Origin of the sequence: Vreelandella massiliensis, assembly GCF_900155385.1 — a bacterium.
In the GTDB taxonomy this organism is placed as follows: domain Bacteria; phylum Pseudomonadota; class Gammaproteobacteria; order Pseudomonadales; family Halomonadaceae; genus Vreelandella; species Vreelandella massiliensis.
The window spans coordinates 749,993-772,545 of record NZ_LT699745.1; the positions used below are offsets into that span (position 1 = coordinate 749,993).

At 61.6% G+C, this 22,553-nt stretch carries 16 protein-coding genes and 1 other RNA gene; 5 read left to right on the plus strand and 12 right to left on the minus strand.

Going from position 1 to position 22,553, the window contains the following annotated elements; genetic code table 11:
* Positions 1–4: 4 nt before the first annotated feature.
* The 8 genes from pelF to rpiA all read right to left on the minus strand — a co-directional run bounded on the left by pelF (position 5) and on the right by rpiA (position 13,040).
* Positions 5–1,582: a GT4 family glycosyltransferase PelF gene (gene pelF / locus BQ9846_RS08110; RefSeq protein ID WP_075880518.1), complete on the minus strand. Its 1,578-nt coding sequence runs from the start codon at positions 1,580–1,582 to the stop codon at positions 5–7.
* Positions 1,579–2,598, minus strand: coding sequence for a HEAT repeat domain-containing protein (locus BQ9846_RS08115; protein ID WP_075880519.1), 1,020 nt, complete (start codon positions 2,596–2,598; stop codon positions 1,579–1,581). The genes pelF and BQ9846_RS08115 overlap by 4 nt, the downstream gene beginning before the upstream one ends.
* Positions 2,585–3,946: a PelD GGDEF domain-containing protein gene (locus tag BQ9846_RS08120; protein WP_075880520.1), complete on the minus strand. Its 1,362-nt coding sequence runs from the start codon at positions 3,944–3,946 to the stop codon at positions 2,585–2,587. The genes BQ9846_RS08115 and BQ9846_RS08120 overlap by 14 nt, the downstream gene beginning before the upstream one ends.
* A gap of 11 nt (positions 3,947–3,957) precedes the next feature.
* On the minus strand, positions 3,958–4,497 hold the full coding sequence (locus BQ9846_RS08125) for a hypothetical protein (RefSeq protein ID WP_075880521.1): 540 nt from the start codon (positions 4,495–4,497) through the stop codon (positions 3,958–3,960).
* An 80-nt stretch (positions 4,498–4,577) separates the two neighbouring features.
* Positions 4,578–8,273, minus strand: a complete 3,696-nt coding sequence (locus tag BQ9846_RS08130; RefSeq protein ID WP_075880522.1) for a tetratricopeptide repeat protein — start codon at positions 8,271–8,273, stop codon at positions 4,578–4,580.
* Positions 8,260–11,082, minus strand: a complete 2,823-nt coding sequence (locus tag BQ9846_RS08135; RefSeq protein WP_235818942.1) for a bifunctional glycoside hydrolase/polysaccharide deacetylase family protein — start codon at positions 11,080–11,082, stop codon at positions 8,260–8,262. Before BQ9846_RS08135 ends, BQ9846_RS08130 begins: the two co-directional genes overlap by 14 nt.
* Before the next feature lie 29 nt (positions 11,083–11,111).
* Positions 11,112–12,083 (minus strand): NAD-dependent epimerase/dehydratase family protein, encoded by a 972-nt coding sequence (locus tag BQ9846_RS08140; protein ID WP_075880523.1) that lies wholly within the window; start codon positions 12,081–12,083, stop codon positions 11,112–11,114.
* A 282-nt stretch (positions 12,084–12,365) separates the two neighbouring features.
* A complete protein-coding gene (gene rpiA / locus BQ9846_RS08145; protein ID WP_075880524.1) occupies positions 12,366–13,040 on the minus strand; it encodes a ribose-5-phosphate isomerase RpiA in 675 nt (224 codons plus the stop codon).
* Positions 13,041–13,243: 203 nt separating this feature from the next.
* Between rpiA and ilvA the strand changes: the two genes are divergently transcribed.
* A complete protein-coding gene (gene ilvA / locus BQ9846_RS08150; protein ID WP_075880525.1) occupies positions 13,244–14,758 on the plus strand; it encodes a threonine ammonia-lyase, biosynthetic in 1,515 nt (504 codons plus the stop codon).
* A gap of 472 nt (positions 14,759–15,230) precedes the next feature.
* Here the strand turns inward: ilvA and BQ9846_RS08155 are convergent, their stop codons facing one another.
* The 3 genes from BQ9846_RS08155 to BQ9846_RS08165 all read right to left on the minus strand — a co-directional run bounded on the left by BQ9846_RS08155 (position 15,231) and on the right by BQ9846_RS08165 (position 16,422).
* Entirely contained in the window at positions 15,231–15,869 is a 639-nt protein-coding gene (locus BQ9846_RS08155; protein WP_075880526.1) for a 5-formyltetrahydrofolate cyclo-ligase, read from the minus strand.
* Positions 15,870–15,889: 20 nt separating this feature from the next.
* A non-coding RNA gene (ssrS, locus tag BQ9846_RS08160) (6S RNA) lies at positions 15,890–16,072 on the minus strand.
* A gap of 47 nt (positions 16,073–16,119) precedes the next feature.
* Complete coding sequence (locus BQ9846_RS08165; RefSeq protein ID WP_075880527.1) at positions 16,120–16,422, minus strand: cell division protein ZapA; 303 nt, start codon at positions 16,420–16,422, stop codon at positions 16,120–16,122.
* Positions 16,423–16,587: 165 nt separating this feature from the next.
* Here BQ9846_RS08165 and BQ9846_RS08170 point away from each other — a divergent pair, with 165 nt between their 5' ends.
* The 4 genes from BQ9846_RS08170 to BQ9846_RS08185 all read left to right on the plus strand — a co-directional run bounded on the left by BQ9846_RS08170 (position 16,588) and on the right by BQ9846_RS08185 (position 21,158).
* Complete coding sequence (locus BQ9846_RS08170; RefSeq protein WP_075880528.1) at positions 16,588–17,166, plus strand: UPF0149 family protein; 579 nt, start codon at positions 16,588–16,590, stop codon at positions 17,164–17,166.
* A 62-nt stretch (positions 17,167–17,228) separates the two neighbouring features.
* On the plus strand, positions 17,229–18,596 hold the full coding sequence (gene pepP, locus BQ9846_RS08175) for a Xaa-Pro aminopeptidase (protein ID WP_075880529.1): 1,368 nt from the start codon (positions 17,229–17,231) through the stop codon (positions 18,594–18,596).
* A gap of 58 nt (positions 18,597–18,654) precedes the next feature.
* Complete coding sequence (ubiH, locus tag BQ9846_RS08180) at positions 18,655–19,872, plus strand: 2-octaprenyl-6-methoxyphenyl hydroxylase (RefSeq protein ID WP_075880530.1); 1,218 nt, start codon at positions 18,655–18,657, stop codon at positions 19,870–19,872.
* Entirely contained in the window at positions 19,872–21,158 is a 1,287-nt protein-coding gene (locus tag BQ9846_RS08185) for a UbiH/UbiF/VisC/COQ6 family ubiquinone biosynthesis hydroxylase (protein ID WP_083651528.1), read from the plus strand. The genes ubiH and BQ9846_RS08185 overlap by 1 nt, the downstream gene beginning before the upstream one ends.
* Here BQ9846_RS08185 and BQ9846_RS08190 read toward each other — a convergent pair.
* Positions 21,155–22,498 (minus strand): S41 family peptidase, encoded by a 1,344-nt coding sequence (locus BQ9846_RS08190; protein ID WP_075880531.1) that lies wholly within the window; start codon positions 22,496–22,498, stop codon positions 21,155–21,157. The genes BQ9846_RS08185 and BQ9846_RS08190 overlap by 4 nt on opposite strands.
* Positions 22,499–22,553 lie beyond the last annotated feature (55 nt).

Below are 22,553 nucleotides of genomic sequence, written 5' to 3' on the forward strand. Positions count from 1 at the left end.
TGGACTAGGGCGTGCCGAGTGCTGGAGCGGGTGATGGGGCCGTCATGCCCTGAGGGTGGCCGGTTGGGTGTATCACTTCATGGTAGAGCCGTTGATAGCGCGCCATCATCAGCGCTTCGGTGTATTCGGCCTCCACCCGGGCGATAGCCGTCGCGCGCGCTGCCTGCCACACGTCTTGCTGAGTCAGCAAGTCATACATGGCCTGCGCCGTTGCCAGAGGGCTGGCAATCGGCACGATGCTGCCCGCCGCCTGGGGATTTGCCGGGTCGCCGAGTATTAGCTCACGGCAAGCGCCGACATCGCTGCACACCAGCGGGATACCCGCTGCCATGGCTTCCAGTACCACCAGAGGCTGCGCTTCGCTGATCGAGGTCAGCACCACAAGGCGCACCTGAGCGAGGATCTCCTCGGTGCGCTGAAACCCTAGAAACCGTACCCGCTCTTCCAGCCCCAGTTGGACCACCAGATCGCGGCACTCCTGGGCATAGGCGGGGTCTTCGCGGGTGGGGCCGACGATCCAGCCCTGCGCCTCGGGCAGTTGGTCGCTCAACTGCCCCATCGCGCGGATAAACGTCTTGATGTCCTTGATCGGCGTCACGCGCCCCAGCAGTGCCACGATCGGCGCGCGGTTACCGGCGGTGGCATCGCGTAGCGGAGCGAAACGCTCGATATTAATGCCGTTGGGAATCAGGCGAGTACGCTCACTGGGGGCGCCATCTTCCAACTGACGTAAGCGATTACCTTCGTGTAGGGCGGTAATCTGCTTGGCGCTGCCATAAGCCATGCGGCCTAGCCCCTGGAAAAAACGAATCCACATCTGACGGATATAGCCGGTATCGATCTGAAAACCGTGGGAGAGCGCATCGGTGGAGGTTTTTATCCACTTGGCTTCCAACAGGTCGATCTGGCGCTCCTTGGTGTAGATGCCGTGTTCGGTCACCAACAGCGGGAGGTCGTGAATGTGATGGGCCAATGCCCCCAAAAAACCCGCATAGCCGGTGGAGATGGCGTGTAGGCAGCGCCCCCGAGGCAGAGCGTGGGCGATGCGCGCCAAAAGAAAGAGAGGGGCGTGAATATTGCGCACCGACCAGAAGTAGTCGATGAAGGAGGGCTCGGTGGCGCGCTCAAGATAGTGATCGACGATTTGTTGCCACGCGGCCTGGCTGTACAGGAAATCTTCCTGACTAAGGCCGCCACGACGACCCAGTAGCCGCGCCATGTCACACAGCGCTCGATCCTGTTCGCTTGGCTCGGCGTGGCGCAGCGTTTGGTGGAACTCGCGCACTTTGGCAAAGGTGCGTTTTTTACCCCGGCGTGCCTTGATGGCCTTGGCCGTGGGTAGGTCGTCCATCAAGTAGTGGCACTCCAGATGCACCACATTGGCGGGGCATTCGAAGAGAATTCCCTCGTAGTGTTCGCGGCATCCGCCTAGAAAGACCAGGGCGAAGCGCAGCTCGGGCAGGCCGCGAATCAGTTGATCGATCCAGGCGCTAACGCCGCCGCGTACCATGGGGTAGGTGCCTTCCAGCAGTAATACCACATCGGCAGGGGCGTCTCGCCGTTTTAGGGTGGGCCATGTCATCGCCAGTACTCCAGCAAAGGGTGCAGAATCGGTTGCGCGCGCGCAGCGGGACTAAGCCGCGCAAGATGCGCGTGTAGTGAGGTGTATTGCCGGGTTTGGAAGGCGAGCTCGGCGCGATAGGGGGCGAGATCGTCGTCGTGCATGCCCAAGCGCTGGCACTGAAGAAAGGCAGTTTCCGCGCCCTGGGCGTCATCGAGTGCCAGGCACAAACGCCCGCGCAATAGCCGGCGGTGGGCGCTATCGGCACAGTGAATCGCCTGGTCGAGATACCCCTGTGCCTGGTGTAACAAGAAACGCGCGGTACTGCCTTGGGCCAGTTTGAGGTAGTCGTACTCCCAGTGGAGCATGGCCAAGGCTTCCGCGTGGTGGCCAAAGGGGTCGCCCCTGTCTTGGCGGGCGGCGGAAAGGGACTGAATTTGCTCATCGAGGTCGCGCTCAATCCCACTGAGCATGGAGTACGCCAGCAAGCGCACATCGTCGGTGGGGTCGGACAAGCCCTGACGCAACAAGCTGACCGCCCGGCGACGTGGCAAATGGCGGCAAGCCAGGATCGCTTCTTGGCGCTGACGACTGCTGTCCGAGTAGCTCAGCACGCTGGTGAGCCCCTCGCGCATGGCCACCGAGTCCGCGCTGGGGGGCGTCAGGGGCTGGTAAGGCAAGGACGGGAATTCGAGCGCTTGCCAGCGTGACTCACCTCGAGGCACTGCAAGGTGCAGGATGGGGACAAGGCCGAATGCTAGGCCCAGAAAGCCCACCCCGGGCAAGACAAACAGCAACAGAGCAAAAAACAGCAGTACCCCCACGATGGGGCGCCGGTAAGCGGTGGGAAGCGCGCGGCGCAGTCCCTCGGCAAGCAACACCGAGGCCACGCCATGTAGCGCCACCATTTCCGCGCTCGGCGGTGTGATCGCCTCCTGCCAGGGGTAGGCCGCCCCCGCTTCAACTATCAACCCGGCGGTAAGCCAAGGCAGGCTACTAAGAGGCGAGAAGCGCTTCGCCGTGTCACGCGTGGACATGGGGCACCCCATGGTGAGTCGGGCGCGCCAGCAGTTTCTTGGCGGACAGACGACCATCGATGACTTGGTGGGTAATGCTGATTTGCCAGCAGTTTTTACCTATGCCGGGTTGTGAGGCGAAGATTTCCTGTAGCCGCTGCGCGTAGATATCGAAGGCCTGAGGCGGGGTGAGGGGAAGCAAAACGTAGAGCCGGTGGTGGAGGTCGTCATCAAAGGTGGCCCAGCCACGGTCAAGGCCGCGCTGTTGGTTCAAGATCTTGTCAATAGCGGGCTGTACCTGGGCAGGGCTCAGTTGCGCGGAAAAGTCGACCAACACCAGCAGCGAGGTTAACTGGTGATCGCGCGCGTGGCGCACCCATTTGGCGACGCACGCACGCTGGTCGGCGATGGCGCCGCGTAGGGGCCGCTGCCCTTGGTGCAGCATGTCGCCAAGCTGCGCCCCCAGCACCGCGAGGAGGTGCAGGTGACCCCGGTGAAAATCGATAAACGGCATGGCGGTTACGGCCACCACGGCATAAATGTGCGCTTCGACATCAATCAGCGGCACCACGGCGATGAGCGGTGCGTTATCCACGTTGATGCCCTGCTCCATGGCGCTTTTCAGGCAGATCATGCGGCGCTGTTCCAGGCATGCCAGCAGCATGGGGTCACGCGAGTCGATCGGGGCCTCACCGCCGAACCAAATCGCGTGTTCAAAATCGAGCTGTTGCTGACGGTCAAGCGGGATCAGGGCCCCTTGCTGCATGCGGCCATGCTGGGCCAGGAACGTCAGCAGTTCACTGCCGAAGTGGGTGAGGGAGTCTTGGCTGTGGGTAAGGTGCTGGAATTTCACTTCCAGCGCTTTCAGGGCGTCGCGTAGGGTAAATGGATTGGCCGCCAGGCGTTCCGCTAGCTGATCGTGGGAGACCCGCAGTAACTGATAGTGGCGCACAAACTCTTCCAGGCGCGTCGACTGCGCATGGTGGATGACGGCCATTTGTTGCAGGCGCCGGCGCCATACATCGGCCATCTCGCCTGCGACCATGCCCACCAATATCAAGGCAATCGCGATGGGAAGGCGCTGGGCGCGGTCGATCAGCACATCGCCGTGATACCACCACCCTTCGATGCCGATGAGCGTGACGCCGAGCAGCGCGCTACTAAAGCCCATGGCGAAGCCGTATCGCATGCCGACAAGCAGCGGGGCGATGGCCAGTAGCCAGGTCAAACCGCTGCCAAGCAGCAAGGGATCATCGGGGTTGATCAGCCATCCGAACCCCGGTAGCGCCAGGGTAATCACCAGGGCTTCCAGCAGGCGCAGCCAGCGGGGAGGCTCGGAGGGTTGCAGCTCAGCAATACGCGTGGCCATGGTGGGTGTCCTCATTGGCGCAGGGGAAGCGTCTCGATCAGATCCGCCATCAGTTTCTGCGCGACGCCGCTGGTGGTGCTGAACCCCCAGCCGGTGCGGGCGCCGCTGGCGCTCCACAGGATTTCGCCGCTATTGACATCCACCACCCGCAAACTGATGCCGATGGCGGGCTCCCCGTCCAGGCCGGCCTTGTACTGCCACTCATCCACTGAGCCTGTGATGCCGTAGCGAATCCCCTCCTGCTGCGCCCAGGTGAGGGCGGCGCGGTAGTCGCGGTCGCTGGGGAGATCAATTAGCCCCGCCTGTGCGGTCCGTGGCGCCTGGGCCAGCGACCTGACGCCATGCTGGTGCAGCAGCGTCATCAAACTGGCTTCGGCCTTCTGCCCAGCCAGCGGCGTTTCAGAGTGGTTGGCAAGGGGCAGAAGCGCCCAGCCGGCTTGGCTGGCGAGCGGTTCACCCCGGTGCACATCGGTCACGGCACAGCCGCTTAGCACGGCCAGAGCTATCAGCAGGGCAAAAAATACCGGGCGACGACATAGGTAAGTAGACATAGCGTTATCTCCGAGAGCGCCTAATAGGCGGCGCCAGCAGTGGGGGAAAGAGCGGTTGTTGTTGATGGTTTTGTGGCATGTCAATGGCCTAAAAAGTACTGATACGTCAGGGAAGCACCGAGGTTGGTGTTGCCGTTGTCACCGGCTCCCTGGTCGGCCTCTAGGCGCAGGCTTAGCGAGTCGTTGCCAAAAATGCGACTGCCTATCGCCAGGCGAGCATTGAGGCCGATCTGGTTATCCGGCATCAAGTAACCCGCCTCCAGCCCGAGTTCGATGCGCGGGGAGGCCACCGTGGGGTAGCTGCTTGAGGGCTCGCCTCGTCGCAGGGTGATGCCCACGCCGACAAAACCGGTCTGGTCGGTCAATAAATCATCCGGCTGGGTGCCCGCCGGTAGCCGGCGGGCGATATCGTCCGGCAGGCTGTCTTTCAAGCGGTAGTCGGCGTGATTGGCCAACAGGCTCACTTCCATCTGGCGGGTAGCACCTTGGATGAGGGCGTGGCGCAGGGCGGCATCGACGCGGTAGCCACTGCCCAAGGTGTCGCGAGTTTCGCGGCTTTGCAGGTCCACGTGGCTGACATCGAGCGTCAGGGTGTCGCGCGCCGTGGGCGTCCACTCAAGCTGCGCGCCGACCCGGTCTTCCACGCTTAATAAGCGCATCCGGTCGTTGATATCGGAGGCGTGACTGATCTCGCCGTAGAGCGTGCCGGCCAGGCGCGAGGTGGCTTGCCAGCGCTGCGAGATGCCCCCGTAAGGCCGGTCGACACGATCGGTCTGGTGGCTGCCGACCTTTAGCGTGGTATCGGCGCGCGGGCCGTTCCAACCCAGCTGCAGCTCGGCGCCTTGCTCATCGGTGACGCCCTCGCTATCGACATCCACCGTGGAAGCGTCCAGCTGGCGCTGAACCAGTAATAATTGGCCCCAGAAGCGCTCGCCGCTGGTCTCGTAGAGCGCCTGCTGGGAGCTAATATCCAGCTCGCCCAGGCGACGATATTCGGCGGTCGTCGCCAGGCGGTGGGGGAGTTGCGTGGCCAGCTCCAGCGCATCGCGGCGACGATCGACTCCGCCGTGGGTGAGCGTTTCGGCAAGCAACTGGGCCGGCTGGCGGCGGTCGAGTTGGCGCATGATGGCCAGCCGGTCGGTGGCTGGAAGGGTACGTCCCGCCTCGCTATCCAGTAGCTTTGCCAGCGTATCGCGGTCGTTTTTTTCCAGCGCGACGGCCAGGGTTTGCCAGGCAGGGCTGACGTGGCCTTGGGCCTGGGCGCGCAGCAGCAGATAACGTGCGTGGATGGGCTGGCGCATGGCGGTATGCGCTTCAAACAGCCACTCGCTATCGCTGGCCTGAGGAGTGGTTTCGATAAAGGCGTTTTTTACCAGCTGGCTGTACCAGTCGCGAACGCTTTCGGGGCCCTTTAGTTGCGCCTGCAGGGCCATTGCTTGGGTATGTTCACGGCGCTGCTCGACGGGGAGCGGCTTTGTGGGTGTCTCCTGTAGGCTTTGTGTGAGGCCTGGCGATAGCGAGTTGAGCGCTTTTAGGCGCATGTTGAAGGCGAGAGCCGCTTGACCGCTCTGGGCCAGTGCATCGGCGTGATACAGCTTTTGCCAGGCATCCATGACGTGCGCCTCTTGCGCCAAGGAATACCATCTAAGGGCTTGCTGCAAGTTGCCGAGATGGCGGTGCGACTCGGCCATCGCACTCATCATCACCGGGGTCTGGGCCGCCTGCTCCTGCCACGCTTTTAGCCGTTGACGCAGGGCGGCGTCTTCTCCGGCTGCGATCAGCGCATAGAGCATGCCGGCGCGCAAGCCGGGGTCATTGTCGGAGAGCGCCAGGGCGCGTTGGTAAGCCTCGATTGCCTCGTCGGGGGCCTGCCGCAGCAGCGCCTGTTGGCCCCGTGCCGCCCAGTAATCCGCCGATTGGGCAAACTGCGCCGGCGCTTGCTCTGCCATGGCCAGCAGTTCTCGGGTAAGTTCGCTCTGGCGCTCACGTTGGGCCACATAGAGCATCTGTATCAGCGCATCGCCATCCTGCGCCTGAGTCCAGCGCTGCTGTGAAACGCGCATGGCCAGATCGATATCGCCATGATCGGCCGCGGCTTGTATCAGCCGAGAGGCGCTCTCCCCATCCAATGCGTCCTGTTCGAACATAGCGCGATACGCGGTCAGGCTGGTTTCGCTATCGCCCAGTGTCCATGCCAATTCGGCGCTTTGATTTAAGGATGTTGGATCCAAGGGCGCTGCGCTGTCCCTCATTGAGGAAGGCGGTGCGTCGTTCAACACCTCCAAGGCACGCTCAAGCTGCCAGTTCTGCGCCAGGACCTGGCTGCGCGCTTGGGCGAATTCGGGGCGCGTGCCGTGCCGGGTGCTGAGCGCCGCCCAGGTGGCGGCGGCGTCTTCCAGGCGCCCGGTTTGCTCCTGCCAGGTCGCAAGCCGAATACCCAGCGCCTCATCGTGAAGACCACCAGCCTGCCAGGCTTGAATGCGTTGAATGGCCACATCGGGCTCCCCAAGCTCTTCCAGCAGGTCCACCCATAAACGGCGCTCTTCCAGGGTGATGGCGTCGTTACGCGCCAGTTGGCTCAGCGCTTTAATGGCGGTATGACGTTCCCGAACGCTGAGGGCTAAGGTAATGACCCAGCGGTAGTGGCGCGCTTCGCCGCTCTGTTGGGCCAACTGTTGGGCATTTTTCAGCGCGCCTTGGACATCGCCTGACCACTGCTGCGTCTGGGCAAACTGTTCCAGATAGCCGGTCTGCTCCGGGTGCAGTTGGCGCAATTGGTTCAGCGCGCTGAGGGCGCTTTCAAGCTTGGTGAGGCCAAGTGCGATACTCACGTGGCGCTCAAGGTTTGCCGTATTCGGCTGTAGTTCAATTAGCCGCTGGGACCAGGCGTGGGCCTGTTCAGGTTGGCCGTGGGATAACGCCAGGCGGATGCCCAGGTCTAGCAGTTCTGAGTCGCGTGGGTAGACCGTCAAGTACTCCCGAGCATAGCCCACACCGTCGCTTTCTTGGCTTTGCTGGGCCGAGCGCAGGGCCTCTAGGGCGGCCTCGCGGCGGGGAGAGGTTGCCGTGCTGTCACTCTCCTGGGCGAGTGCCGGCGCAATGAACCAGGAGAGCCATCCCAAGTTGACAACCTTGGTCTCGGCGACTTGATAGGCGCGGTGCCAGGCGGCCGCTGAACGCTCGGGGTAGCCGGCGCGCAGCCACCAATAACCGGCGCGCGCCAGCCATTGGTACTGGCGCTCAGGGTCCTGCTCGCTCAGCGTCTCGTAGAGCAGGGCGGCGTGCTGGGGCTGCTCAAGCGCTAGCCAGTACGAGGCCATGGTTTCCAAGTAGGCGTTGGGATGGACGGTATCGGTCTGAAAGGCCAGCAAATAGGCTTTAAAGCGCTGTATCGCCTCGGGGCGTGCCGGGTCGCCTTGCGGGATAGCAGCCAGCATTTGCCACTCAATGCTGAGCCGTAACCACTGAATGGCAGGGTCGGGGTGACCCTCAACCGGGGCAAGTGTGGCCTTGGCCATATCGAGTTCGCCGACCTGCAGCAACTTGGTTGCTAGGCTAACGCGCAGGGAGACGTTATCGGGATTGGCATTGAGTAGCGCCTGGGAGTAGAGAATCGAGATGCGACTGGGAAGGCTGTCGTTGCGCTCCAGGGTCAACAGGTGGTGGGCAGGAAACAGCATCACCAGCATTAACGCGATAACCAGCGCGATCAAACGCCGTGTCAGCGGGTTGAGTAAGCGCCGCGATGGCGCTGAGGAAGGCTTAGCGTGCGCCACAGGTCACCTCAATCCGCCCGGGACGAGGACGGGAGAAGCGAAGAAAGGTGCTGCCATCCCGCTGCTGAATTTGAGCGCCGGGGGCGGAAACCTCGCAGCCTTGGGTGGCGGCGAGCTCCACGGACAAGGGCACGTGTTCCGCCGCCAAGCGGATACTCAATTGGTCCGGCGAGGCGGCCCGCCACTCCTGAATGCGGCCGTTGGCATGGCGTAAATGCGGCAGCTGAGGTGCTTTGGGAGTGAAATACACCACCGCCTCGCCCTGGCCGGTGAGGGCGATATAGCGCCCCGACGCAATATCGCGCACTCCGGCGACACCCGTTGACCGGCGCAGATCGGGCCAGCCCATTGTTGAAGGTATGCGCAGCGTGCGCATGTGGTCGGCGCCGCGAATTTGCCAGCCGCCATCCAGGCGCCGGGCAATACCGGTGGAGTACCACTGGGTGGCCACATCGCTCCAGTCACTGGCGAAAAGCGGCAGGGTTTCTTGGGTTTCAACGTATTCGTACACCTGATGCAGCGCACGCAAGGCACCGGGGCTGGCTGCCGAATAGAAGTGGTAGTAGATATCGATGGGTTTCAAGCGCCGGGGGTGATCGGTGATCTGGTACGTTTCGATGGCGCGACGATAGCCCCATAGCGGACCCAGCATGTTGTTGGTGTAGACATTTTCATTGATCTGCGGGGCGTACACCTGCAAATAGCGACCTTGTGGACGCAGCATCGGCGATACCCGGGTCATGGTGGGGTTGCTGTGGGTCACGCTGGTATTGCCGCCGTTGATGTTGCGCAGCCCCAGCTTGTCGGCAATCGCCAGTGCTTTTTCCGGGGGGAGCGAGTTGCCGGTCCACAACACCACCTTCACCGGCTTGCCGGCCGGGGCCAGATGGCGATTGATATAGTCGGTGGAGCCGGCGATCTCGCGCTCCAGGGAGAAGCGGTAGCCGGGTATCGGCATGTTGTAGTTGAACCCCGCGGCAGTCTCTCCCTGCCCGGCCATTTCCCCTTCCACTAGGCTCTCCCATTCAAAGGGGTGGCTGAATGTATGGGTGGCGACTTCTACCCATGGTAAGGCGAAAATGCGGCGGGCAAGCGGCTCAAGGTTGGCTCGGTATTGGGGGTAGAGGCCTTCGGGACCCACTTCGCCTTCGATGATGGAGACGGTGGTGGGCACCTGATAGCGCATCAAAATATCCGACAGTATCTTTTCGCCGGTGAAGGGGGTACCGGGCAGGTCGGCACGGCTGACAAAGGCGTCACCGTCTATCTGGGTCATCCAGTAGCGAGCGCCGTTTTCCGTCGTGGCATCGGCCACTGGCATCTCCGGCAGGGCCAGGGCACGCTGGAGAAAGGCGAAGGGGTCGAGGTTCCAGCGATGCTGATATTCGCTCGCCGTCTGTAAGACCCAAGGATAGCTGGCTAAGCCGCCCCAGGCGCCCGTCACGATGGGTGACACGGTGTCACCGCTGGGGGTACGCAGTGTCAGGTGGGCGGTCAAGCCCTCTCCCACCAGCCGATAGCTGGTCTGCGGTAAAGGCGGCGGTTGGGAAAACCCTTCGAAGTCAACCAGTGAGTCATGCTCGACCAGCGTTAGGTCCTGCGCGGCCAGGCCATGAACCGCTTGAAGCCCCATCAGACTGCTCAGGCCGCCTGACAAAGGGATGCCCGGATCGCCGACAATGGCGGCGCGCAGCCCGTCCTCCATCTGTCGCTGCAACCACTCGCTATAGGCGGTGGTGCTGCTCACTGAGTCGTTAAACCAGGTGACCACGCCGGCATAGCGGCCGTGCAGCACGTCGCTGGGGAGAGGGCCGTTCACGTCCCGGTATTCAGCGCCATAGCCATGGTATTCAAGAGGCATGGCGAGGTATTGGTGTGCATTGGTGTAGGCCAATTCGCCGGCTTCCGTCTCCTCCTTGTCGAACAGAATAAGCACCCGCCGGGGGATGGTCTCGATCAGCCCGACGCCGACCTGGTTCAACTGGGGAACGCTCACCCAAGGGATAAAGCCTTCAGCATGAATGCGTTGGGCGGTTTCGCGTGCCAAGGCACGATCAGCGGCGGGTACATAGTCGATGGCGATGGCCGGCAGCCCATAGTGGTCGCGTACGCGTGCAAGTTGCTGGTAAAGCCAAGCCTGGTCGGCCTCGGGCACCGCGCCGAAGATGTCGGTTGAAGGGTTCCAGCCGCGGTAGAGGGATTCCGCCGCCACACCAATAATGTCCTCGTGCACCTTATCCAGGATCTCGAAGCCGCGATTGAGCAGTAACTGGATACCGGGAAACTCACGCCGTATCCGGGTGATGATCTCAACCAGGGCAGCCTGCTGGCGATCAGCGGCACTACCCTCGGGCGCAAAAAGGCGATAACTATCCAGGGTATCGAGAAAAAGCCCCCGGTAGCCCGCTTCCCAGAGCGGCCGTATATGCGTCTCAATCAGAAAATTCTGCCACTCGGGGTGAGTCAAATCGGCGACCCGGCTGTTCCAAGCCGCGTTGTGTGTCACCAGCGCATCGGTGGGCAAGTCGACGCCTGCACCCCGCCAGGCATCCAGCTCACCGATGCTCACATAGGCCAGCGGCTGGCCCCCGTGTTGCCCAAGCAAGCGCTGTTTGTGGCTATCCACGTTGGCGGCTTCCACCACGATCCAGTCAAACTGCGAAAGCAGCTCCACGGGCACGTCATTGCCGTAGTAGAAGGCAACGCTGGGAGCGCTCACCGGCTCAGCGGTTTGAGCATGAGCCGGAGCAAAGGGCTGGAGAAGCACCATCACCGCTCCCAGTAGCGCGCTACACAACGGTTTATTCATGACAGTCACCTTCGGGAGTCAGCCTGTGGTCAGGCGTTGGCAGATAGAGCGGTGGGGCGAGCCATCCGGACTTGACGTTGATAGTTGATCAGCTCGGCCAAGCCTTGCTGCAATGACCACTGCGGCTCAAGCGCCAACCACGCCAACAAGCGCTGCGTATCGCCGCAGGAGTGGCGGATATCCTCGGCTTTGGCGGGCATGTGTCGAGCAGGGAGGTGGCACTGGCTCAGGTGCCTAAGATGCCCAAGCAGGTTGAGAAGATCGATGCTCTTGCCGGTTGCCACGTTGCAGACGCCATCCTGCGGGCTTAGCAGGGCGGCAAGGTTGGCCCGGGCAATGTCGCCGACATAGATGAAATCCCGCGACTGATGCCCATCACCGAAGATAACAGGCGCCTGATGATCGAGTAGCCGGTCGAGAAACCGAGCGATGACACCGGCATAGGGGGAGTGAGGGTCTTGGCGCGGGCCGTAGACATTAAAATAGCGTAACCCCATGCTGGGTAAGCCATGCAGGCTATGCAGCAAAGCGGCATAGCGTTCATCGACCCATTTTTCCAGCCCATAGGGCGACAAGGGCTGAGTGGCGCACTCTTCTTGCAAAGGTAGCTGGCTAGGTGAGCCGTACACCGCTGCGGAGGAAGCGTAGACCAGCTTGGTTACCTTGGCCTGGGCAGCGGCGTGCATCACGTTGAGAGCCCCTAGGATATTGTGGGTGGCAGAGCCAACGGGATCTTCCACTGAACTGCTCACCGACACCTGGGCTGCGAGGTGCAAGCAGTGGGTAATACCGTGCATGGCGGTTTTTACATCATCGGCATGCCGGATATCGCCCCGCATGAACTCAAGTCGTGGGTGTATGGGGAGGTTACTTAGGTGGCCATTGGAGAGATTATCCAGAACCCGCACGTTAAAGCCGTGCTGGAGTAATAATTCGACGCTGTGCGAGCCGATAAACCCAGCGCCGCCGGTTACCAGCACCTGCTTTTTGAGTGTGGACATGAGTACTCTCCCTAGCCTTTTTAGACAATCGTAGTGCTCGCGCCAAGAAACGAGATGATACAAGCAAGGCGCTATGTATCGTTAAATCTAATTTTGTTTACATTTTGATACAAGTAGCGGAAGGATGATATTTCTCATCAAGATAGTATGATTTTTCTCATACCATGAGGGTTGGGGTTTTAGGTAAGCAGGGAAGGGATGCCATCAGAGGGGATGTGTTATCAAGGCCAGCCGCTTGTAGCTGGCCTTAAAAATCGGAAAGGTGATAACGGACCGGGTTATTTACCGCAGCGCGGTGCGCTCGACGCCATCCGCCGTGCCAAGTAGTAGTACATCGGCGCCGCGGGCAGCGAACAAGCCGTTGGTGACCACCCCGACAATATTATTAAGGGTCGCTTCCATCGCTTTGGGGTCGTCGATCATAAAGTCGTAGCAATCAATGATCTGGTTGCCGTTATCGGTCACCACACCCTCGCGGTAAACCGGCTCGGCGCCAAGTTTCACAAGCTCCCGGGCGACGTAAGAGCGCGCCATGGGAATGACTTCAATGGGTAAGGGAAATGCGCCTAGCTGGGCGACGTACTTGGAGCCATCGGCGATGCAGATAAAACGCTGTGAGCACGCCGCCACGATTTTCTCCCGGGTAAGCGCCGCACCGCCGCCTTTGATCATCTGTAGGTGAGCGTTTACTTCGTCGGCGCCATCGATATAAAAAGGCAGGGTGCCGCTACTGTTGAGTTCCAGCACATCGATACCCACGTCTTTTAAGCGTTTGGCGCTGGCATCCGAGCTTGCCACCGCGCCCTTGAAACGGTCGGCGAAGTTGCCCAGGCGGTCGATAAATAAGTTGGCCGTGGAGCCGGTGCCAATACCGAGCACGGTCTCTTTCTCCAGCCAGGGTTCGATCTCTTTTATCGCCGCATCAGCCACGGCGGCTTTCAGTTCGTCTTGAGTCATGGAGCGCCTTTCGTTGGGTCAAAGGGAAGCGTTGGTAAAACTATTCAATCAAAACAGTGCAGGCACAGTATAGCGGGGGAAAAGCGCGCTGCCGATGTTGCTAACGGCGCTGAAGTGCTAGACGCCACTAGGCGCTATCTGCTACCAATAGGGGCTTTGTCCGATCTGCGCCGCGATGGCCATCACTCCTGTGGGATACCAGCATGCTCGAAGCTACCGTGAAGAAAATCCTCCAAGCCCGCGTTTACGAAGCGGCTTGCGAGACCCCGATTTCCCCCGCGCCTTTTCTCTCACGCCGCTTCAACAATACGATTTTAATTAAGCGTGAAGATCTACAGCCGGTCTTCTCCTTTAAGATTCGGGGCGCCTATAACAAGATGGCGCAGCTAAACGATGAGCAGAAAGCCAAGGGCGTCATTGCCGCTTCCGCCGGTAACCATGCCCAGGGGCTGGCCATGGCGGCCAAACAGATGGGGGTCAAAGCCACCATCGTCATGCCGCGGATCACCCCAGAGATCAAGGTACAAGCGGTGCGCGCCCGTGGCGCGAAAGTCGTGCTGAAAGGCGATGCGTTCGCCGCGGCCGCCGAGCATGCCCAGGCGTTGATCCAAGAGCACGGCTACACCTACATTCCGCCGTTTGACGATATCGACGTGGTGGCCGGCCAAGGCACCATCGCGGTGGAGATGCTGCGCCAGCACGCCGGGCCCATCGATGCGATTTTCGTCCCCGTGGGCGGCGGCGGGCTCATTGCCGGTGTGGCGGCTTACGTGAAGTATTTGCGCCCGGATATCCAAGTCATCGGGGTGGAGTCCGAGGATAGCGCCTGCCTAAAAGCGGCGCTTGCCGCCGGTGAGCGCGTGGTGCTGGATCAAGTCGGGGTATTTGCCGAGGGGGTCGCGGTGGCGCAAATTGGTGAGGTGCCGTTCTCGATCATGCAGCACCTGATCGAAGATGTGATTACCGTCACCGCCGATGAGATGTGCGCCGCGGTGAAGGATATTTTCGAGGATACCCGCGCGGTGTCGGAAACGTCCGGGGCGCTGTCGCTCGCGGGGTTGAAGAAGTACATTCAGCAGACGGGCGCGGAAGGCCAGACGCTGATGTGCATCAATTCCGGCGCGAACACCAATTTCGACCGGCTGCAGCATATTGCCGAGCGCACTTCGCTTGGCGAGCAGCGCGAGGCGATTTTAGCCGTCACCATCGCCGAGAAGCCCGGCAGCTTTAAAAAGTTCTGCCGCACGCTGGGTAAGCGTATGGTCACCGAGTTTAGCTACCGCTACGCCGATGAAAACGAAGCGCATATTTTTGTCGCCGTGCAGGTCAAGCCGGGCGGAGAGGATCGTCAAGCCGTGATCGACAAGCTCACCGAGGCGGGGTATCAGGTCGAGGATTTGACCGACAACGAGCTGGCCAAGCTGCACATTCGCCACTTGGGTGGTGGGCGGCCGAGCGAGCACTTTGCCGAAGAGCTCTACCGCTTTGAATTCCCCGAGCGCCCGGGGGCGCTGATGAACTTTCTCACGCAGCTGCCACAAGACTGGAATATCTCGCTGTTCCACTACCGCAACCACGGGGCGGCCTACGGTCGTGTGCTGGTCGGGATGCAGGTGCCTAACGGCGACCGGGTGAACGTGGAGAAGCACCTGGATACGATCGGCTACCGCTACTGGAAGGAGAGCGATAACCCTGCCTACCGGCTCTTTATGGCGTAGGGTTATGGATCAGTGTCTCTATGCGGTAGTGTAACGTAATGTGTTTGAAGTGAGTGGATACTTACTCGCTACCCCTGCACTGCCGTGCTGTGTGATCAAAGGCAAACGCTTAAACTAACGCTGTTCGATAACGCCTTTAGCCATTGCGAGACGTAGCCGATTGGCCCTATAGTCGCTAATGAAATAGTCGTCAGCAAAATAGTGTAAAAACCTCATCTCTTGAGCACCGACCGACTAGCAAAGAAAAATTATTATCTAACGTTTGGCACTGTGGTAAATCGTGGAGAAGTAACATGCGTCGGAAAAAGCCAGATATGGTCATGTCTTTGATGGTGGTGTTTGCGCTGGGGGTATTGGTAACGGGGTACGCGCAGGCGCTCGCCGGCAGCTAACGCTTCCTACTCGCGCTAAAACATCCCAAAAAGGCCGCGTTGCATTTAGCCACGCGGCCTTTTTGCGCCTGTGTATGGCGTTAGGGCCGGACGATGTGGGTATCGGTGACAATGGCGCTGAGCGGGATATCCCAGGGTTCCGTGGGCAGCTTATCCACCTCCTGGCAAGCGTGGGCGACACCGATCAGCCTCGGGGCCGGGCGGCGGTGGCGGATAAACGCCAGCGTGCGGTCGTAAAAGCCGCCGCCCATGCCCATGCGATTGGCGTTGGCGTCAAACCCCACTAGCGGAACGAGCATCGTGTCCAGCGCCCAAGCGGGCAGGCGGTTGCGGCGCTGGGCGCTAAAGCGCAGCTCAGGCTGCCAAATGTTGAAGCGGTTTTTGATCATCGGGGTGTCGGGGCGATAAGCCACAAACCAGAGCGAATTGTCCGCTAACGGGCGCAGGACGGGCAGGTAAACGCCGACGCCACGCTGGCGCAGCCAGGGAATGATCGGTGTGGGGTCGATTTCACCGTGAACGGGGAGATAGAGGCTAATGCGCTTGGCGCGCTGGATCTCGGGCAGTGCTTTGAGGCGCTTGCTCAGTTTTTCGGCGGCAAGGCGCTGTGCTTGGGGCGAGAGAAGGCGGCGGCGGCGTTTTAGCGCGCGGCGCAGGGCAGTTTTTTCAAGCGGTGTTGTGGTGGCGCGATGGTGGGCGGTGGCGTCGTCAGTGAGCATGTTAAGCCTTTCTTGGCAGTGGGTTCCCCAGAGTGCCGCTGTCGTTCTGGCCCTGAACCCAAAGGTTCAGGTGGGTGGCCGCAGCCAAACCGTTAGGCTTTCCGTCGCACGGACATGCACACGGGTCTGGCTAGCATTTGGCCCCCTAGGTATTGCGCATAGGCTCAAGGGACGTAAACGACTGGCGCACACCCCAGGGAACCTCTTCATCCTAACAGAGCGATGGCCGATACCAAAGGCAAGCGTGTCATTAACGCCGGTGGGAGGCTTTTTCCAGCGCGCTCTCCAGCCGTTGGCTCAAGCGGGTGAGTTCGGCTTCGTCATCGCGGCGTTCATCCAGCGTTTCGAGTAACTCATGGGTAATATTGAGTGCCGCCATGATGGCGATGCGCTCGCTGCCTAAAACGCTGCTTTGTGCGTGAATGCCGTGCATGGCGCGGTCTAAGTAACGCGCGGCCCGCTCAAGCTTAGTCTCTTCGCCCGAGTCGCAGGCAATCATATAGCTGCGACCGAGGAGGGTAATTTCTTTGGTTGGCCGCTTAGCGGTACTCATAAAGGCTCCGGCACGGGTCATTTGATTGACCGATGCGTTAACATCACTGCACAGGAAGGATAACCGGCGTTTACTATAAGAGAGCCGCTTGCGCGGGGTCAACGCGCGGGGCTGGGCGCTGCGTTTTTCTCATTCACACGATCTTTTGCCAAGCGAGTGATTTTTATGTCCCTAATCGACGAGCGCCAGGATTTTTCCGACATCGCAGATGTGTTTCTCCTTCACGGCAGCATGCAGTCGCCGGCCTTTTTAGACGGACGGCTATGCGCGCTGTTGGCGCTAAAAGACCTGTCCGCTGAAGCGTGGCTTGACGAGGTGTGTATCACGCTAGGGGTCGACCAGCCCAAGGATCAAGAGAGCGGTGAGCGGCTACTCGGCTGGCGCAAACAGACCCTTGAGGCGCTGAGTGCCAGCGAAATGCACTACGCTCCGCTGCTGCCCGATGAACTTTTCTCCCTGGCCGAGCAGGCTCAAGGGCTCAAGGAGTGGGCGCAAGGTTTTGTCGAAGTGCTCGATGAAGCGGTGGATGACACCTTGCGCCAACGCTGGTCGCAAACCTTGCGTGAGGCGCTCGATGACTTGCCGGCGCTGGCGCAAATCGAGACCGAGATCGACGATAGCCCAGAAAACGAGAACGATCTGTTCGCCCTTACCGAGCACGCGCGCATGGCGGCGATGATGCTGTATACCGAACAGCATCCCGGCCAGCCTCAGGTGGAGCAGTCCGATGCTCCGGTCCACTGACCGCCCCCGCTCTTTGCCCTCACGTGGCCACCATCCGTCTTACCGATTGAAAAGGAGTTTGCATGCTGCCCGATGTCCTCCCGCGCCCCGACGCTATCTCGCCGGAGGTCTACCGCGCCCGCCGCGCCGCCCTGATGCGCCAGCTGCCCGCGAATGCCGCCGTCCTGCTGCCCGGTGCCTCGCTGGTGACGCGCTCCCATGACAGCGAATTCCCTTTCCGCCAGAACAGCGATTTTTATTACCTGACCGGTATCACCGAGCCCGATGCCCTGCTGGTGCTGCTACCGGGTGCTAAAGGCAGTGGAGAGGGCGACGAAGACGTAAACGGTGAGAGCATCCTGTTCTGCCAAGAGCGCGACCCCACCCTGGAGGCGTGGACCGGGCGTCGTCTGGGGGCTGAGGGGGTGGTGCGCGAACACGGTTTGGATCAGGCCTTTGAGAACGGCGAGCGCGATGAGCGCCTAAGAGAACTGCTGCAGGGGCGCGAACAGCTCTACGTGCCACTAGTCAGCGCTGACGCCGTGGCCCTGGCCGAAGACGCCTATCAGCAAGCGAAAGCGGGCCAGCGGCGCGGCCAAGCAGCGGTACGCGGTTGGCAGGACATCAGCCCGCTGATCCACGAGATGCGGCTGATCAAAAGCGCGCAAGAGATCGAGGTGTTGCGCCACGCCGCGGCGATTTCCGCCCGTGCGCACTGTCGTGCCATGCGAGCCGCCGCGCCGGGGCTTTTTGAGTACCAGCTGCAGGCGGAGTTAGAGCATGAATTTATGTGGCAGGGCGGCAGTGGGCCGGCGTACAGCACGATTGTCGGCGGTGGCGCCAATGGGTGTGTCTTGCACTACATTGAGAACAGCGCGGTGCTGAAAGCAGGGGAGCTTGTATTGATTGATGCCGGCGCTGAGTTTGATCTCTACGCTGGCGACATTACCCGTACCTTTCCGGTCTCCGGTACGTTCAGCGCCGCGCAGCGCGCCGTTTACGAGGTAGTGCTGAAGGCTCAAGCGCGCGCGGTTGCCGCGGTTAAGCCGGGGAACACACTGTTCGATATTCATCAGGGCGTGGTGCGCGACCTGACGAGCGGGCTGATTACGCTTGGGCTGCTGGAAGGCGACGTGGACGCGCGCATCGAAGACGAGAGCTACCGGCGCTTCTATCTGCACTCGACGTCGCACTGGCTCGGGCTTGATGTTCACGATGTGGGCACGTATCGCCTTGACCCTGATACGCCGCGCCCACTCTCGCCGGGCATGGCACTGACCGTTGAGCCGGGGCTCTATATTCCCACTGACGACGATATCCCCGCTGAGTACCGGGGTATCGCCGTCCGTATCGAAGACGATGTCGTGGTGACGGAAAGCAGCCACGAGGTGCTCACCGCCGATGTGCCCAAACAGGTGGCGGATATTGAGGCGCTGATGGCGAAGAAATAACCAGCCTTGTCTGCCCTTTAGTGCTGTTATGTAATTTACATTACGATTGGAGTGCGCGATGGTGACGCCCAAAAAAGCAGTGACACACGATATCGTGATTATTGGCGGTGGCTTGGTCGGCGCGAGTCTCGGCTGTGCCTTGGCGCCGCTCATCGAGCGCCACGCGCTGCGTGTGGCGGTCATTGAGGCTGCCCCATTGCCGTCCAGTGAGGCGCCGCTCACCTGGCAGCCGAGTTTTGATGCGCGCGCCAGCGCCATCGCCGAGGGGGCTGCACAGCGTTTTCGCCGCTTGGGGGTATGGGAGGCGATGCGCCAAGAGGCCGCGCCCATCAAGCGTATCCATATCAGCGAGCGTGGGCGCTTTGGCGCCACACGCCTCAACGCGGCCGATGTGGGCGTCGACGCGCTCGGCTATGTCATTCCTAACGCCTGGATGGGGCGCGTGCTCCACTACCATTTAACGGGGCTTCCCCTTGAGTGGCACTGCCCGGCGCGGGTGGAGACGATCGCGCCGATCGCCGAAGGGCACCGGCTGACGCTGTCTGATGGCAATGAGCTGGTGGGAGCGCTGACGGTGCTCGCCGATGGCGGACGCTCGGGGTTAAAAGAGCAGCTAGGCATCGACAACGCGCATGCGCCTTATGAGCAAACGGCGCTGATTGCCAATGTGGCGGTGAGCCAGCCGCATCAAGGCATCGCCTATGAGCGCTTCACCCGCGACGGGCCGATTGCGCTCTTGCCGCTACCGGGTAACGCCATGGAGTTGGTATGGACGCACCCGGCCGGGGAGGAAAAAGCCCGCATGACGCTTTCAGACAGTGAGTTTCTGGCCCAGCTACAGGGGGCCTTTGGCGACCGCGCCGGGCGCTTTACCCATGTCGGCAGCCGCCACGCCTACCCGCTCACCCTCACCACGGCGCGCGAGCCGGTGCGACCGGGGCTTGCGGTGCTGGGTAACGCCGCCCACGCGCTGCATCCGGTGGCGGGGCAAGGATTTAACTTGGCGCTGCGCGGGGTGACCGATCTGGTCGATACGCTGAGTGACGGCCTCGCTGCCGGTCAGCCGCTAGGGGCAATGGCGTTGCTTGAGGCGTTCGAGCGCCGCCGCGAGGATGACCGCGCCAATGTCATTCGTTTTAGCGACGGGCTGGTGAGGCTCTTTGGTCTCGATCTGCCGCTATTGAGCCACGCCCGCGCGGCGGGGCTTATCGGTCTCAACCTCGCCGGGCCGCTGCGCCGCAGCCTGGCGCGTCGCGCCATGGGAGTCGAACGCTGATGAGCAAAGGGAATACAGATACCGTGAACCAGGACACCGTGAACGGAAATAACAGCCGCGATACGAGCGAGTTTGACGCCGTGATCGTCGGCGGCGGCATGGTCGGGACAACGCTGTGCGCGCTGCTCGTTGAGGCGGGCATGCGCGTGGCGCTGGTGGAAGCCCAAGAAGCGCCGGTACGTTTGGAGACGCTGGATCTGAACCAGCCCGCCCCACGGGTTAGCGCGCTGACGCCGGTATCGCAACGGCTTTTAACGCACTTGAACGTATGGCCGGCAATGGCGGCGGCGCGAGTCACGCCGTATCACTTTATGCACGTGTGGGATGGCGAGGGCAGCGGTGAAATTCGCTTCTCCGCCGACGAAGCCGGCGTGCCGGCGCTGGGGCATATTGTCGAAAACCAGGTAACGCTCGCGGCCCTCAACGACCTGCTGGCCGGGCACCCGAAGGTCACGCGTATCGATGGCGCCCGCGTTGAGGCGCTGCAAACCTCGGCGAAGGGGCGCTGGCTGGTGCTGGATAAGGGCCGCGAACTGCATGCGCCGCTGGTGGTGGCCGCGGACGGGGCGCGCTCGGTACTGCGCGACTTGGCCGAGATCGACGTTAGTGAGGACGACATGGATCAGCACGCGGTAGTGACCACGGTGCGTTGTGAAAAGCCCCACGGCGGCACCGCGCGTCAGGTGTTTCGCGACGGTGAGCCGCTGGCGTTTTTGCCGCTCACTATCGCCGGTGACGACCACTACTGCTCGATTGTCTGGTCCACCTCGCCCAAGCGGGCCAAGGTGCTATGCGAGTTCGACGCAGACGCGCTCGGCGAGGCGCTGGGGCGGGCCTTCGAACACCGCTTAGGCAAGGTTGAGGTGTGCGATAGCGCTTACCGCTTCCCGCTGGTGCAGCGTCATGCGCGGCGGTATGTTCAGCCGCACTTGGCGCTGGTGGGGGATGCGGCGCACAGCATCCACCCGCTGGCGGGACAAGGCGTTAATCTTGGGCTGATGGATGCCGCGGTGCTGGCGGAGGAGGTGGTGCAGGCTTGGCGGCGCGGCGCGCCCTGGGGAAGCGAGGCGATTCTGCGCCGTTACGAGCGCCGCCGCCGGGGGGATAACGCCGCGATGCTGGGGCTGATGAAAGGCTTCAAGCTGCTGTTCGGTGCCGAGCACCCTGCCTTGACCCTGGCACGCAATGTCGGCATGAGCGGCATGGACCGGCTGGTGCCGCTCAAGCGCGTGGTGATGCGCCAAGCCACCGGCGAGCGCGGCCGCTTGCCGGCGAGTTGCCGCTAGTTGCGGCGGCGGTCCACCACGTTGAGCGCTTTGAGCAGGTTCAGCGCTTCGCTAAGCTGGTAGTCGTCGCGCAGGCGCTGAGACAATGCTTGGCGCTCGCGGGTCTCGCCTTGGGAGCGCAGGTGGCCCTCCAAGTCAGCCTCGCGCAGTTGGCGCTGGTTCTCGGCGACTTCAAGCCGGCCGCGCACCACGGCCACGTCGGGCTCGATGCCCTGGGCCTGAATGGAGCGGCCGCTGGGCGTGTAGTAGAGCGCGGTGGTGAGCTTTAGCCCCTCGCCGTTACCCAGCGGCATGATCTGCTGTACCGAGCCCTTGCCGAAGCTGTCGGTGCCCATGATCACCCCGCGGCGCTGATCTTGAATCGCGCCGGCGACGATTTCCGCCGCCGAGGCGCTGCCGCCGTTGATCAGTACCACTAGCGGAATATCACCGGCGGGTGTGTTGGGTGTGGCGGAGAACTCCATTTGCGTGTCCGCCAAACGTCCTTCGGTATACACCACAAGCCCTTCGTCCAAGAACAGGTCGGCGACATCCACGGCGCTCTGCAGCACGCCGCCGGGGTTGTTGCGCAGGTCGAGCACAAGCCCGTTCAGTTCGGCCTCGTCCGCCATGCTTTGCAGCGCTTCGCGGGCTTGCTCGGCGGTGCGCGACTGGAACTGGCTGATGCGTAGGTAGCCGTAACCGGGTTCTAGGCGTTCGTACTTAACGCTTTCGGTACGGATTACCTCCCGCGTGAGAGTAAATTCTCGCGGGCTCTCCTCGCCGCTACGCAGTACCGATATTTCCACTGTGGTGCCCGGCTCGCCGCGCATCAGGCTAACGGCTTCCTGCAGCGATAGGCTTTCGGTTGGCGTGCCGTCAATGCTGATAATGATATCCCGCGACATTAATCCCGCTTTGGAAGCAGGGGTATCGTCTATCGGGGTAATCACCATCAGCTGGCCATTTTCCATGCCCACCTCGATGCCGATACCGCCAAACTCGCCCTGAGTCGATTCGCGCAGGCTTTGAAACTCCTCTTCATCGAGGTAAGCCGAGTGCGGGTCCAGCTCGTTGAGCATGCCGCGCATGGCGTTACGCAGTAGCGTGCGATCGTCGACCTCCTCCACGTAGGCGCGTTTGATGCGCTCAAACACTTCCGCCAAGGTTTGGATCTCTTCCAGCGGTAAGTCGTCTAGCTCGCTCGATGCCGACAGGTTGTCGCTCGGCAGCATCTCGGTGGTCTGCGCCTGGGCAAAAGGAGCCATCGAGACGAGCGAGGCCGTGAGGAGCGCCACTGGCATCACAGAGGCCAAAAGCCGCTTGGCCGGTGAGGTGACCGCATTGATAAGTCGCGTCATGAAGACTCCGCTGACGATCGGCAGCTGGCTGCCAAAAAATGAGGGTAATGGCGCA